A 12,591-nucleotide genomic window follows, 5' to 3' on the forward strand; every position below is an offset into this window, starting at 1 on the left:
TCCTCAGTAGGCGCTGTTCACGTTGTCCATGGAACCGTACTTGTCGGCCGCGTAGTTGCAGGCGGCGGTGATGTTGGCGACCGGGTCGTAGATGTTCCACGAGGTGCCGGGCACGTGGTAGGCCTTGAACGTCGGCGGGATGACCTGGAGCAGACCCTTCGACGGGATGCCGTTGATGGCGTTGATGTCCCAGTCGTTGATGGCCATGGGGTTGCCCGAGGACTCACGCATGATGTTCTTGTGCAGACCGTGGTAGCTGCCCGGGATGCCCTTGTCCTTCATGATGTCGAGGGACTCGCGGATCCAGCCGTCGAGGTTGTTCGCGTACGTCTTCGCGGCGACCGTCTCGATCTTGATGCGCTGCGTGGAACGGCTCGCGGTGGCGTCCTTGGCACGCTCCGCGGAAGCCTTCTTCTTCGCCGCGATCTTCTTCGCGGTGGCCTGGGCGGCCGCCTTCTTCTTGGCGGCCAGCGCGTTCGCGGCCTTCGTCTTGGCGGCGGCCGTGGCGTCGGCCGCGGCCTTCTTCTTCGCCGCGATGTCCTGGGCCTTCAGGTCGGAGCCCGCGAGCTGGTCCGTGACGCTGGCCTTGACGTCCTTGATCGGCTGCTCGCTGTAGGAGACCTTCGCGGCGGAGACGGCGGCGTCGTCCGTGGTGGTCTGCGAGTTGCCCGGTACCAGGGAGAACCCGAGGGCGGCGGCACCGAGGGTGGCCACACCGGCGATCGAAAGCTTGTGGAGCTTGGTCAGCGTCGGACGATGACCAGGAGTCTTGATGTTCTTGGGCATGACTGATGGACCTCTTCGAATAGCGCGGAGGTCGCTCTCGTCCCGGGCTGGGGACTGTCTGTTTCCGGAACAAACGCTGCGGGGCGAGGCCCGCCGCGCTGAGCGACAACGCAATTCTTAGCGGTCGCAAAATGCTGTGGCAAAGGTGTGACCTACGATGCCGGGTAGTGGACGCGGAAGGGGTAAATCGGGGCATAGTGGCACGTCTTCCCTGCTCATCTTGTCCCTTTTATCTCCTATGCTCCTTCGTACGTGACCTGGGCCCTATGCGCGGGCTCACACGGCCCCTCGATCATTCTGACGGGCAGTTGCTGAAGCAATGCCCAGAGTGAGATCTCTCCGCCGGGAGGATGAGGTGCACGTCCCCGAACTCGTGCCAGAGGTAGCGCAGCCGCAGCGCCTCCTCGTACCCGCGGTCCACCGCCGCCCCTCCCGCGATCGCCTCCAGCATCAGCAGATGCGAGGCCTCCGGCTCGTGCAGCCCGGTCAGCAGCCCCTCGACGACCCGTACACCGCGCTCCGGGGTCACCACGAGACCGGTCCAGCCCTTCGCCGCCCGGACCAGCCCGTCGGACCCGGCCGCCGACTCCACGGCCCGTACCGCCGTCGTGCCGACCGCGACGATCCGGCCGCCGCCGGCCCGCGCCGCGTTGATCAGCCGGGCCGACGCCTCCGGCACCTCGTACCGCTCCGGGTACGGCGGCTCGTGCGCCTCCGCCGACGCGACGCCGGTGTGCAGCGTGATCGGCGCGAACTGCACCCCCCGGCTCACCAGCTCCGCCACCAGCCGGGGCGAGAAGGGGCGGGCCGCGCTCGGCATCTCCGCGCTGCCCGCACCGTCGTCCGACGGCAGCGCGAACACCGTCTGGTACGCGGACAGCGGCTGGTCCCGCTCCGTGTAGGAGTAGCGGATCGGCCGCCCGTGCCGCCGCAGCAGCGCCGGGACGTCCGCGTCCGGCACCCGCCCCCACCACAGCCGCCCACCGCGCGCGGACAGCGGCTCCTCCAGGACGAGGCGTACGCCTCCGGGCAGGCGCACCACCGTCCCCGCGGGTCCGCCCCCGCGCGCACGCGTGGTCCCCCTTCCGTCGGGATCGCGCAGCTCGACCGCCCACCGCCCGTCGTCGCCGCGCGTGGAGAAGTGCACCACCACGCGCGCGCGGGCGATCCGCCCGTCCACGGCCGCGGCCAGGGTGGCCGAGGTGTTGACGATCAGCAGATCGCCCGCCCGCAGCAGCCGGGGCAGCTCCGTGAACGCGTGATGCGACACCGCACGCCCGCGTGACACCAGCAGCCGTACGGAGTCCCGGCCGCTGCCGGGACCGCGCTGCTCCGCGGGCACCCGCGCCGACAACTCCTCCGGAACACCTCCCCGGGCCCGGGCGGCCCCGACCGGCCCGACGCCCGCCGCCGGCCTCATCGCTCCGCCGACGGGACCGCGACCGTGTACCGCCCGCTGGGCGGCCGTTCGTCGAGCAGCCGCAGCAGGGCCGGAACCACCCGGTCCGGCGCCGGCCGCGGACCGTCGTCGTCCGGTACGGCCGCCGCGTACAGGTCCGTGCCCATGTCCCCGGGGTCCACGGCCCAGACCCGCAGACCGGGCTCCTCCTCGCCGAGAACCGCCGCGAGCCGGTCGAGCGCGGCCTTCGAGGCGCCGTAGCCGCCCCAGGTCTCGTAGGCCTCCACCGCGGCGTCCGAGCTGACGGCGACGACCGTGCCCGCCCCGGCCGCCCGCAACAGCGGCAGCGCCTCCTGGACCAGTCCCAGTGCGGCCACCACATTGACCTCCAGAGCCCGCCGCAGACCGTCCAGGCCCAGCTCGTCGAGGCGCACCAGGGGCTCGGCGCCCAGCGCGCTCGCGTTGTTCACCAGCAGGTCGACACCGCCCAGCTTCCGGGCCGCCGCCACCAGCTCCGCGCGGTGCGCGGCGTCCGTCACGTCCCCCGGCAGCGCCTCCACCCGTGTCCCGTACGAGGACAGGGCCTCCGCGGTCTCCTCCAGCACCTCCGCCGTCCTGGCGTCGAGCACCAGATCCCAGCCGCGCTCCGCCAGAGCCGCGCCGAACGCCCGCCCCAGCCCCTTCGACGCCCCCGTGATGATCGCTACCGGCATGACAGTCGTCCCCTCGTACCTGGCCCGCCTTCCCGGCGGATGCCCTCACGGTAGGAATCCCGGCCGCCCCACCGCCTCGTCCGCGGGCCGCAACGATCCGGGGCCCTTCGACCTAGGCCCAATGGCCCGGTGGGTGCCGACAGCCGGCCGATACGCGCTGTCACACCGCGCCGGTAGCTTGGGGCCATGAGTCAAGGACCCCGGTCGGGCCTGTACGCGGTGAGCTCCGCGCTGCTGGCCATGAGCCGGCACCTCGAAGTGCGCGACGTCCTCAAGACGATCGTCGCCTCGGCCCGCGAACTGCTCGACGCGCAGTACGCGGCCCTCGGTGTGCCCGACGACCACGGCGGCTTCGCCCAGTTCGTCGTCGACGGTGTCAGTGACGCCCAGTGGAAGGCCATCGGGCCGCTCCCGCGCCAGCACGGAATCCTCGCCGCGATGCTCCGCGAGGCCCGCCCCGAGCGCCTGGCCGACGTGCGCGAGGACCCCCGCTTCGAGGGCTGGCCGCACGCCCACCCCGACATGTCCGACTTCCTGGGCCTGCCCATCCGCGACGGCGACGAGGTCATCGGCGCGCTCTTCCTCGCGAACAAGCTGCGCCCGGCGGGAGAGGACCCCGCGCGGCCGGGCGGGGAAGGCGGCTGCGGCTTCACCGAGGACGACGAGGAACTCCTCGGCATCCTCGCCCAGCACGCCGCGATCGCCCTGACCAACGCCCGCCTCTACGAACGCAGTCGCGAGCTCACGATCGCCGAGGAGCGCTCCCGGCTCGCGCACGAACTGCACGACGCCGTCAGCCAGAAGCTGTTCTCCCTGCGCCTCACCGCGCAGGCCGCCGCCACCCTCGTGGACCGCGACCCCTCCCGGGCCAAGGGCGAACTCCAGCAGGTGGCGGCGCTCGCGGCGGAGGCCACCGAGGAACTGCGCGCCGCCGTGGTCGAGTTGCGCCCCGCCGCTCTCGACGAGGACGGCCTGGTCGCGACCCTGCGCACCCAGATCCAGGTCCTCGACCGTGCCCACGGCGCGCGCGTGACCTTCACCGCCCACGGTGTACGGGCGCTGCCCGCCTCCCAGGAGGAGGCGATGCTGCGGGTCTCGCAGGAAGCCCTGCACAACGCGCTGCGGCACTCCGGCGCCACCCACGTCGACGTCATCCTGGACCGGCGCGGCTCCGGCGCCCTCCTGCGCGTCACCGACGACGGCAGCGGCTTCGACCCCGCGGCGATACGCAGCGCCGGCCGTCACCTCGGCCTGGTGTCGATGCGGGACCGGGCGAGCGGGGTCGGCGGCACACTCACCGTGGAATCGGCGCCCGGAAAGGGCACGACGATCGAGATGGAGGTCCCTGGTGGCTGACGCAATCAAGGTGCTGCTCGTCGACGACCACCAGGTCGTCCGCCGGGGCCTGCGCACCTTCCTCGAGGTGCAGGACGACATCGAGGTGGTCGGAGAGGCCTCCGACGGGGCAGAGGGGGTCGCCCGCGCCGAGGAACTGAGACCCGACGTCGTCCTCATGGACGTCAGGATGCCGGGGACGGACGGCATCGACGCGCTGCGCAAGCTCCGCGAACTGGCCAACCCCACACGCGTGTTGATCGTCACCAGCTTCACCGAGCAGCGCACCGTGGTGCCGGCCCTGCGCGCGGGCGCCGCCGGATACGTGTACAAGGACGTCGATCCCGACGCGCTGGCCGGAGCCATCCGCTCGGTGCACGCGGGGCACATCCTCCTCCAAGCGGAGGTGGCGGGCGCCTTGTTGACCCAGGAGGACTCCAACTCGGTTCAGGGGAGGGGTGGTTCGCTGACCGAGCGGGAGCGCGAGGTGCTCTGCCTGATCGCGGACGGCCGCTCCAACCGGGAGATCGCCCGCGCCCTCGTCCTCTCCGAGAAGACGGTGAAGACCCACGTCTCGAACATCCTGATGAAGCTCGACCTCGCCGACCGCACCCAGGCCGCGCTCTGGGCCGTACGGCACGGGATCGCGGGCTGAACCCGGGGAGGCCGCCCATCGGGGACCTCCGCGACCGGGCGTCAACCCGCAGGGTTCCGCTCCGGGATGAGTTTCATACTGTCGGGTGTATCGCACCCGGATGGCGCAACCTCCGCGAGGCCCGGCCGTTTTCCAGTGCGCCGCGGCGGATGGCCGCGGTGTCCGCGAGGAGGGGTTTCCGCATGAAGAACCTGAAGAAGGCCACGGCTGTCGCGATGGTGGCGGGCGGCCTGGTCGCCGCCGGCGCGGGCCTGGCCTCGGCGACCGACGGCGCGCACGCGGGCGGCAAGGCCGCGGGCTCCCCGGGTGTTGTCTCCGGCAACGTCGTCCAGGCCCCGGTCCAGGTCCCGGTGAACGTGGTGGGCAACAGCGTGAACGTCATCGGCCTCCTGAACCCGGCCTTCGGGAACCTCGGCCTCAACGGCTGAGTCTCCTCGCCGGAACGATCACGACCACCGGCCTTCCGGGCACGCCCCGGGAGGCCGGTCGGCCCGCAGCCCTCGAGACGCCCCCAACCCGGCCTCCGGCAACGCGGCCGCGAACGCCGGGGACACCACCGGCCGGAGACCGGCCCCTCACGAAGGGGGCCTGTCCCCGGACCCGGTTCCGGGACCGTCCCGTCCGCCCCGAACCTCCGGAGCCCGCGAGCACCGGAATCCGCGACCCGGCCACCAAGGGTTCCCGGCCGGACGTCGGACGGCGCTCGGCGCCCAGCCCTCAGCGGACCCCGCGCTCGCGCTCCTCCACGAAGGCGTTGTACGCGGCCACCTGCGCCCGCCGGGCCGTCCGCTCGACCGGCCGCAGGGCCTCGGCCCGAGCGGCCATCTCCGACGCGCTCACCGCCCCGCCGTGCCCGCTCCCGTACGCGACGGAGATCAGCGCCCCGACCCGCTGAGCCAGCTCCAACACGCGCACCGCGCGCGGCGGGTACCCGGGAGCCAGCAGCTCCCGTCCCCGTTCGGCCCGCGCCCGGTACGCGTCGACGGCCGCCGCGGCGACCGGCCCCGACCCGGCCACGTCCAGCCGCGACAGCGCCTCCGTCGCCTCGCGGAGCGCCTCCGCCAGCTCGCGCTCGGCCTCCCCGAGCGAGGGCACGTCGGCGGGCGGCGCCTCGCGCACCGCCAGGCAGTGCCAGACGACCTCGACGTGCACATCACCGGCGGGCCCGGCTTCGTACACCTCCGGTACGAGCCCCAGCGCGGCGCCGTGGCAGACGACGGCCTCCTCGGCGTCGAGGGCGCGCGCGTTGAACGCCGGCGGCCCGCTGAGTCCGAGCGGATGCCCGGGCGCGGGCAGCGCGACCCGCAGCCCGGTCGCCCCGAGCGCGCGCAGCCGGCCGAGCGCGAGCGTGAGCCCGACGGGCCCTGACTCGCCCGGCAGCCCCTCGACCCGGTGCACCGCGTCGTCCCCGACGATGGCGAGTACGGCGTCGTCCGGAGAAACAAGTCCGGCCAAAAGGGCATTTCCCCATGCGGCCAGTTGTCCTGAGCGTGGTTCCGAGAGCATGCCCCCACCCTAAGGACCGGCCGATGGATCGGGGTGGCCGACCGGTGGCGTAGGTTTTCCCTGGGGGCTGCGTCCACAGACGTCAGCGACGGCCGAGACTGCAATGGGAGACAACGCGCTCATGAGCGATGTACTGGAGCTGGAGGACGTGTCCGTGGTCCGCGAGGGCCGGGCTCTGGTGGACCAGGTCTCCTGGTCGGTCAAGGAGGGCGAGCGCTGGGTCATCCTCGGCCCCAACGGCGCCGGGAAGACGACCCTCCTGAACCTCGCCTCCAGCTACCTGTTCCCCAGCTCGGGCACCGCCACCATCCTCGGCGAGACCCTCGGCCAGGTCGACGTCTTCGAACTGCGCCCGCGCATCGGCGTCGCCGGAATCGCGATGGCCGAGAAGCTGCCCAAGCGCCAGACGGTCCTCCAGACGGTCCTCACCGCCGCCTACGGCATGACCGCCGGGTGGCACGAGGACTACGAGGACATCGACGAGCGGCGCGCCCGCGCCTTCCTCGACCGCCTCGGCATGAGCGACTACCTGGACCGCAGGTTCGGCACCCTCTCCGAGGGGGAGCGCAAGCGCACCCTGATCGCCCGGGCCCTGATGACCGACCCCGAGCTGCTCCTCCTCGACGAGCCCGCGGCCGGCCTGGACCTCGGCGGCCGCGAGGACCTCGTACGCCGCCTCGGCCGCCTCGCCCGCGACCCGATCGCCCCCTCCATGATCATGGTCACGCACCATGTCGAGGAGATCGCCCCCGGCTTCACCCACGTCCTGATGATCCGTCAGGGCAAGGTCCTCGCCGCGGGTCCGCTGGAACTCGAACTCACCTCGCGCAACCTCTCCCTCTGCTTCGGCCTCCCGCTCGTCGTCGAGCAGGTCGGCGAGCGCTGGACCGCGCAGGGCCTGCCGATGGCCTGAACCGTCCACGACGCGCGGACGCACACCCCTCACCCGGCGTACCCGACTTGATCGCGCGCTCTGTCCGCCGGGGGAGCGCGGTCCTACCATGACCACGTGGACGACATCGACGCATGGGTGTGGTGGTTGATCGGCGCGGCCGGACTCGGCATCCCGCTCGTCGTGACCGCGATGCCGGAGTTCGGCATGCTCGCCGTGGGCGCGGTCGCCGCCGCGGGCGTGGCGGGTCTCGGCGGCGGTGTCGTCGTCCAAGTACTCGTCTTCGTGGCCGTGTCGGTCGCGCTCATCGCCGTGGTGCGCCCCATCGCCGCCCGGCACAGCGCACAACGTCCCCAACTCGCCACCGGCGTGGAGGCGTTGAAGGGCAAGCAGGCCATCGTGCTGGAACGCGTGGACAGTTCGGGCGGGGGCCGCATCAAACTCGGTGGAGAGATCTGGTCGGCGCGCTCCCTCGACGCCGGACTGGCCTACGAGCCGGGCCAGGAAGTGGATGTCGTGGACATCGACGGCGCCACGGCGATCGTCATGTGACCTCGGACAACGCAAGTGAACCGAACGCCCCACGTGGCAGACGACGTTCTGTCAGACTCGTCCAGCAAGATCTTCAACACCCATAAGATCTTTCGGAATTGCCGAGTGGAGAAGGGTACGGGGAGCATCGATGGAACCGATCATCATCGTCCTGATCATTCTGGTGGTGCTGGTCTTCATCGCCCTGATCAAGACCATCCAGGTCATCCCACAGGCCAGCGCCGCCATCGTCGAGCGCTTCGGCCGCTATACGCGGACACTGAACGCCGGCCTCAACATCGTCGTCCCGTTCATAGACTCGATCCGCAACCGCATCGACCTGCGTGAACAGGTCGTCCCGTTCCCGCCGCAGCCGGTGATCACCCAGGACAACCTGGTCGTCAACATCGACACCGTCATCTATTACCAGGTCACCGACGCGCGGGCGGCGACGTACGAGGTCGCCAGCTACATCCAGGCGATCGAGCAGCTCACCGTGACGACGCTGCGCAACATCATCGGCGGCATGGACCTGGAACGGACCCTGACCTCCCGCGAGGAGATCAACGCGGCCCTGCGCGGTGTCCTCGACGAGGCCACCGGCAAGTGGGGCATCCGCGTCAACCGCGTCGAACTCAAGGCGATCGAGCCGCCCACCTCCATCCAGGACTCGATGGAGAAGCAGATGCGCGCCGACCGCGACAAGCGCGCCGCGATCCTCACCGCGGAAGGCATCCGCCAGTCGCAGATCCTCACCGCCGAGGGCGAGAAGCAGTCCGCGATCCTCCGCGCCGAAGGTGAGGCCAAGGCCGCGGCCCTGCGTGCCGAGGGCGAGGCCCAGGCCGTCCGCACGGTCTTCGAGGCCATCCACGCCGGAGACCCGGACCAGAAGCTCCTCTCCTACCAGTACCTCCAGATGCTTCCGAAGATCGCCGAGGGCAACGCCAACAAGCTCTGGATCGTCCCCAGCGAGATCGGCGACGCGCTCAAGGGCCTGAGCGGCGCCATGGGCAACTTCGGCGGTATGGGCGGCGGTTCGGGCAACAGCGGTTCCTCGGGCGGCTCCGGAGGATCCGGCGGAGCCAACGAGCGCCGCGAGAAGCCGTCCATCACGGACTGATCCAGCACTGAGCCGGTACGACGACGGGGCCCACCTCCCTCGGGAGGTGGGCCCCGTCGTCGTACCGGCTACGCGGCCGGCTGGGCCAGCCATTCCGGCAGCGCGTCGAAGTCGTCCTGGCCGAGCGCCAGCAGCATGGCGTCCGCGGGCGTCGGCTCGAAGGGCTGCCGCAGCAGCGGCATCTGCGCCTGCTCCGGTGTACGGGCGGCCTTGCGGTGATTGTCCTCGGCACAGGAGGCCACCGTGTTCAGCCACGAGTCCTGACCACCCTGGGCGCGCGGCACCACGTGGTCCACGGTCGTGGCCCGGCGCCCGCAGTAGGCGCATCTGTGCCGGTCCCTCACCAGCACACCCCGCCTCGACCACGGCGCTTGTCTTCGGAACGGCACCCGGACGTAGCGGCAGAGCCTGATCACCCGGGGCACGGGTATGTCCAGGGCGGCTCCACGCATGCGCAGTTCGGGGTGGGCCTGCTCGACGACGGCCTTGTCCGTCAGCACCAGAACGACGGCTCGGTTCAACGTCACCGTCGACAGCGGCTCAAAGCTCGCGTTCAGTACCAGCGTGTCCCGCATCCAGCCCACCTCCTATTGCGCACCGGCCCACCTGCGGCGGGCTGGGATCAACTCTGGCCGGGCACGCCGAGATGGACAACGCAATAAAAAAGTGCCCGCCCCTGATCACTTCCAAGACCAGAGGCGGGCAAACGTTCTATGAACGTCAGTCTTCTGAGGGAGCGGCGTACTCACCGATCAACTGGGCGCGCGCCAGCGTGTGGAACCGCAGGTTGAAGCCGACCACGGCGGGCGACACCTCCGCGTCGGGACCGAGCTTCTCCTGATCCACGGCGTACACCGTGAAGACGTACCGGTGCGCAGGGTCCCCGGCCGGCGGCGCGGCGCCGCCGAAGTCCCGGGAGCCGTAGTCGTTGCGCACCTGCACCGCGCCCTCGGGCAGACCCTCGAACTTGCCGCTGCCCGCGCCGGTCGGCAACTCCGTGACCGAGGCCGGGATGTCGAACACCACCCAGTGCCAGAACCCGCTGCCCGTCGGGGCGTCGGGATCGAAGCACGTCACGGCGAAGCTCTTGGTCTCCGGCGGAAAGCCTTCCCAGGCCAGCTGCGGCGAGGTGTTCCCGGCCGCGTGGACCTGAGCGTCCTTCAGCACCGACCCCGGCTCGACATCCTCACTGGCGACGGTGAACGCCGGCACCGGCGGATGGAAGTCGTGGGGGAGCGGCGGCCTCTTGAGCTCGGTCACGTCAGTACCTCCTGAACGGCGGAATCTCTGCTCCGAGCCTAGAACCAGCTGCGCTTGCTGCCGACCTCCGACAGCCACTGGTTCAGGTAGGCGGCCCAGTCCGTGCCCTGGAAGTCGTGCAGACCGACCTGGAACGAACGGAACGAGTCGCTGCCCTCGCTGAAGAGCCCGGGCTTCTTGTCCATCTCCAGGATGACGTCCATCGCCCGGTCGTCCGCGACGAAGCTCAGCTCGACCTGGTTCAGCCCGCGGTACTGCGACGGCGGGAAGAACTCGATCTCCTGGTAGAAGGGCAGCCGCTGACGCGTGCCCCGGATCTGGCCGCGCTCCATGTCCGCGTTCTTGAAGCGGAAGCCCAGCTGGATGAAGGCGTCGAGAATCGCCTTCTGCGCGGGCAGCGGGTGCACGTTGATCGGGTCGAGGTCACCCGAGTCGATCGCGCGCGCGATCTCCAGCTCGGTGGTCACCCCGATGTTCATCCCGCGCAGGCTCTGGCCGTCGATCGTCGTGATCGGCGTCTCCCACGGGATCTCCAGCCCGAACGGCACCGCGTGCACGGCGCCGGCCTGCAGCTCGAAGGCCCCGCCGAGCCGCAGCTTCGTGAACACGATGTTCTGCTTGTACTCCTGGTCGTCGTGGCCCTCGACCTCGACCTTGGCCTGCAGGCCGACCGACAGACCCTCGATCGACTGGTTGACCGAGCCGCCCTGGATCCGCACCTCACCCTGGACGACACCGCCCGGAACGGTGTTGGCCTCGGTCAGCACCGTCTCGACCGAAGCTCCGCCGGCCCCCATGCTCGCAAGCAGCCGCTTGAACCCCATGTCGCACTTCCTCCCCAGGCAAAGCCTGTTCCGTCCTGTGTCCGTATGGATCCCTTGATCCCTACAAACGCGATCCGGCCCCGACCGGTTCCGCGTCCTCACCCTTACAAGGGAGAGGACCCCCTGACCACCCCGCCGACAGGTATCCGTCCGAACCGCTCCGAAGCGTTCCCGTCACGCTGCGGCGGGCAGGGTGCCTGGACTACGCTCGTACGCCATGATCGCGGCCCCTGACCGTACGCCCCTGGCGCGGGACTTCTTCGACCGCCCCGTTCTGGACGTCGCCCCCGACCTGCTGGGACGCGTCCTCGTACGCGTCACGCCGGACGGTCCCCTCGAGTTGCGCATCACGGAGGTCGAGGCCTACGACGGCCCCAATGATCCCGGCTCACACGCCTACCGCGGCCGTACCGCTCGCAACGGCGTGATGTTCGGGCCGCCCGGTCATGTGTACGTCTACTTCACCTACGGCATGTGGCACTGCATGAACCTGGTGTGCGGCCCCGGGGACAGGCCGTGTGGAGTCCTGCTCCGTGCGGGTGAGATCACCGAGGGCGCGGATCTCGCCCGCAAACGTCGACTCTCGGCCCGAAACGACAAGGAACTGGCCAAAGGGCCGGCGCGCCTCGCGACCGCGCTCGGGGTGGACCGGTCGCTCGACGGCACGGACGCCTGCGGGCCCCCGGGCTCGCCGCTGACCTTGTTGAGAGGCACCCCTGTCCCCTCCGACCAGGTGAGGAACGGCCCGCGGACCGGCGTCTCGGGTGACGGAGGCGTCCACCCCTGGCGCTTCTGGATCGCCGGCGACCCCACGGTGAGCCCGTATCGAGCGCACGCACCCCGCCGCCGCTCAACTTGACTCGCCCTTGGGGGGTCCGTAATGTAGTCCGAGCCGCTTGAACCGGTTACGGCGTTCAGCCAGCAGCCGAGAGCGGCCAACCCACTACCTACGACTTCCCCTCGGCGGGGTCGATTTCGGCGTGCCTGCATGCCTGAATTCGAACTCACGGAACTCGATTATGAGCCACCGAGGAAATCGGCTAGCGTAGTGAATGTCGAAAGGCCGAAAACGCGAAAGCGCTAAAAGGCCGGAAGGCGAAACCCGCTGACTGGGAGTCAGGCCCGAAAGGTTCTGATAGAGTCGGACTCGCCGGAAAGGGAAACGCGGAAGCGGGAACCTGGAAAGCACCGAGGAAATCGGATACGGAAACGGTCTGGTAGAGTCGGAAACGCAAGACCGAAGGGAAGCGCCCGGAGGAAAGCCCGAGAGGGTGAGTACAAAGGAAGCGTCCGTTCCTTGAGAACTCAACAGCGTGCCAAAAATCAACGCCAGATTTGTTGATACCCCGTCTCCGGCCGTTCGGCCGGGACGAGGTTCCTTTGAAAAAGTCCTGCCGGGCATTGTTCCGGTAGGCGCATCAGCGAGGACGCTGTGAACGCCGGTCCTATTCCGACCGGTTGTTCCGCTCTCGTGATGTCGTCCCGATTACGGGAAAACATTCACGGAGAGTTTGATCCTGGCTCAGGACGAACGCTGGCGGCGTGCTTAACACATGCAAGTCGAACGATG

At 70.1% G+C, this 12,591-nt stretch carries 14 protein-coding genes and 1 rRNA gene; 8 read left to right on the plus strand and 7 right to left on the minus strand.

Annotated elements, in window-relative coordinates:
* Positions 1 to 3 precede the first annotated feature (3 nt).
* From ACFYW7_RS06375 to ACFYW7_RS06385, 3 genes are all read right to left on the minus strand, one after another.
* Positions 4 to 786, minus strand: a complete 783-nt coding sequence (locus ACFYW7_RS06375; protein ID WP_389498436.1) for a transglycosylase SLT domain-containing protein — start codon at positions 784 to 786, stop codon at positions 4 to 6.
* 292 nt (positions 787 to 1,078) lie between these two features.
* A complete protein-coding gene (locus ACFYW7_RS06380; RefSeq protein WP_389498438.1) occupies positions 1,079 to 2,206 on the minus strand; it encodes an S-adenosylmethionine:tRNA ribosyltransferase-isomerase in 1,128 nt (375 codons plus the stop codon).
* On the minus strand, positions 2,203 to 2,898 hold the full coding sequence (locus ACFYW7_RS06385) for an SDR family NAD(P)-dependent oxidoreductase (RefSeq protein WP_389498440.1): 696 nt from the start codon (positions 2,896 to 2,898) through the stop codon (positions 2,203 to 2,205). Before ACFYW7_RS06385 ends, ACFYW7_RS06380 begins: the two co-directional genes overlap by 4 nt.
* A 186-nt stretch (positions 2,899 to 3,084) precedes the next feature.
* Here ACFYW7_RS06385 and ACFYW7_RS06390 point away from each other — a divergent pair, with 186 nt between their 5' ends.
* From ACFYW7_RS06390 to ACFYW7_RS06400, 3 genes are all read left to right on the plus strand, one after another.
* Complete coding sequence (locus ACFYW7_RS06390; RefSeq protein WP_389498442.1) at positions 3,085 to 4,254, plus strand: GAF domain-containing sensor histidine kinase; 1,170 nt, start codon at positions 3,085 to 3,087, stop codon at positions 4,252 to 4,254.
* Positions 4,247 to 4,888 (plus strand): response regulator, encoded by a 642-nt coding sequence (locus ACFYW7_RS06395; protein WP_389498444.1) that lies wholly within the window; start codon positions 4,247 to 4,249, stop codon positions 4,886 to 4,888. The genes ACFYW7_RS06390 and ACFYW7_RS06395 overlap by 8 nt, the downstream gene beginning before the upstream one ends.
* Positions 4,889 to 5,070: 182 nt before the next feature.
* Entirely contained in the window at positions 5,071 to 5,316 is a 246-nt protein-coding gene (locus ACFYW7_RS06400) for a chaplin family protein (protein WP_389498446.1), read from the plus strand.
* A 289-nt stretch (positions 5,317 to 5,605) separates the two neighbouring features.
* On the opposite strand, the gene ACFYW7_RS06405 is transcribed toward ACFYW7_RS06400, so the two are convergent.
* Positions 5,606 to 6,394, minus strand: coding sequence for a hypothetical protein (locus ACFYW7_RS06405; protein WP_389498448.1), 789 nt, complete (start codon positions 6,392 to 6,394; stop codon positions 5,606 to 5,608).
* Positions 6,395 to 6,515: 121 nt separating this feature from the next.
* Here ACFYW7_RS06405 and ACFYW7_RS06410 point away from each other — a divergent pair, with 121 nt between their 5' ends.
* The 3 genes from ACFYW7_RS06410 to ACFYW7_RS06420 all read left to right on the plus strand — a co-directional run bounded on the left by ACFYW7_RS06410 (position 6,516) and on the right by ACFYW7_RS06420 (position 8,937).
* Entirely contained in the window at positions 6,516 to 7,307 is a 792-nt protein-coding gene (locus ACFYW7_RS06410; protein WP_389498450.1) for an ABC transporter ATP-binding protein, read from the plus strand.
* Between the two features lie 96 nt (positions 7,308 to 7,403).
* Positions 7,404 to 7,838 carry an NfeD family protein gene (locus ACFYW7_RS06415; RefSeq protein WP_389498452.1) on the plus strand — a complete coding sequence of 145 codons (435 nt, stop codon included), beginning with the start codon at positions 7,404 to 7,406 and terminating at the stop codon, positions 7,836 to 7,838.
* Positions 7,839 to 7,968: 130 nt separating this feature from the next.
* Positions 7,969 to 8,937, plus strand: coding sequence for an SPFH domain-containing protein (locus ACFYW7_RS06420; protein WP_389498454.1), 969 nt, complete (start codon positions 7,969 to 7,971; stop codon positions 8,935 to 8,937).
* Between the two features lie 68 nt (positions 8,938 to 9,005).
* Here the strand turns inward: ACFYW7_RS06420 and ACFYW7_RS06425 are convergent, their stop codons facing one another.
* The 3 genes from ACFYW7_RS06425 to ACFYW7_RS06435 all read right to left on the minus strand — a co-directional run bounded on the left by ACFYW7_RS06425 (position 9,006) and on the right by ACFYW7_RS06435 (position 11,021).
* The gene (locus ACFYW7_RS06425; RefSeq protein ID WP_389498456.1) at positions 9,006 to 9,512 is read right to left on the minus strand and encodes an HNH endonuclease; all 507 of its coding nucleotides are present in this window, start codon (positions 9,510 to 9,512) and stop codon (positions 9,006 to 9,008) included.
* A 145-nt stretch (positions 9,513 to 9,657) separates the two neighbouring features.
* Positions 9,658 to 10,197: a YbhB/YbcL family Raf kinase inhibitor-like protein gene (locus ACFYW7_RS06430; RefSeq protein ID WP_389498458.1), complete on the minus strand. Its 540-nt coding sequence runs from the start codon at positions 10,195 to 10,197 to the stop codon at positions 9,658 to 9,660.
* Between the two features lie 38 nt (positions 10,198 to 10,235).
* Positions 10,236 to 11,021 carry a sporulation protein gene (locus ACFYW7_RS06435; RefSeq protein WP_389498460.1) on the minus strand — a complete coding sequence of 262 codons (786 nt, stop codon included), beginning with the start codon at positions 11,019 to 11,021 and terminating at the stop codon, positions 10,236 to 10,238.
* A gap of 217 nt (positions 11,022 to 11,238) precedes the next feature.
* Here ACFYW7_RS06435 and ACFYW7_RS06440 point away from each other — a divergent pair, with 217 nt between their 5' ends.
* Both ACFYW7_RS06440 and ACFYW7_RS06445 read left to right on the plus strand, forming a co-directional pair.
* Positions 11,239 to 11,880: a DNA-3-methyladenine glycosylase gene (locus ACFYW7_RS06440; RefSeq protein ID WP_389498462.1), complete on the plus strand. Its 642-nt coding sequence runs from the start codon at positions 11,239 to 11,241 to the stop codon at positions 11,878 to 11,880.
* A gap of 640 nt (positions 11,881 to 12,520) precedes the next feature.
* Positions 12,521 to 12,591: ribosomal RNA gene (locus tag ACFYW7_RS06445) — 16S ribosomal RNA — on the plus strand; the annotation flags it as partial.

This window comes from Streptomyces sp. NPDC002580, assembly GCF_042889485.1.
Taxonomy (GTDB): domain Bacteria; phylum Actinomycetota; class Actinomycetes; order Streptomycetales; family Streptomycetaceae; genus Streptomyces.

Excerpts from the sequence above, each read along its gene's own strand:
- ACFYW7_RS06375 (WP_389498436.1), bottom strand. The coding sequence starts at position 786 with ATGCCCAAGAACATCAAGACTCCTGGTCATCGTCCGACGCTGACCAAG.
- ACFYW7_RS06380 (WP_389498438.1), bottom strand. The coding sequence starts at position 2,206 with ATGAGGCCGGCGGCGGGCGTCGGGCCGGTCGGGGCCGCCCGGGCCCGG.
- ACFYW7_RS06385 (WP_389498440.1), bottom strand. The coding sequence starts at position 2,898 with ATGCCGGTAGCGATCATCACGGGGGCGTCGAAGGGGCTGGGGCGGGCG.
- ACFYW7_RS06390 (WP_389498442.1), top strand. The coding sequence starts at position 3,085 with ATGAGTCAAGGACCCCGGTCGGGCCTGTACGCGGTGAGCTCCGCGCTG.
- ACFYW7_RS06400 (WP_389498446.1), top strand. The coding sequence starts at position 5,071 with ATGAAGAACCTGAAGAAGGCCACGGCTGTCGCGATGGTGGCGGGCGGC.
- ACFYW7_RS06405 (WP_389498448.1), bottom strand. The coding sequence starts at position 6,394 with ATGCTCTCGGAACCACGCTCAGGACAACTGGCCGCATGGGGAAATGCC.
- ACFYW7_RS06410 (WP_389498450.1), top strand. The coding sequence starts at position 6,516 with ATGAGCGATGTACTGGAGCTGGAGGACGTGTCCGTGGTCCGCGAGGGC.
- ACFYW7_RS06420 (WP_389498454.1), top strand. The coding sequence starts at position 7,969 with ATGGAACCGATCATCATCGTCCTGATCATTCTGGTGGTGCTGGTCTTC.
- ACFYW7_RS06425 (WP_389498456.1), bottom strand. The coding sequence starts at position 9,512 with ATGCGGGACACGCTGGTACTGAACGCGAGCTTTGAGCCGCTGTCGACG.
- ACFYW7_RS06435 (WP_389498460.1), bottom strand. The coding sequence starts at position 11,021 with ATGGGGTTCAAGCGGCTGCTTGCGAGCATGGGGGCCGGCGGAGCTTCG.
- ACFYW7_RS06440 (WP_389498462.1), top strand. The coding sequence starts at position 11,239 with ATGATCGCGGCCCCTGACCGTACGCCCCTGGCGCGGGACTTCTTCGAC.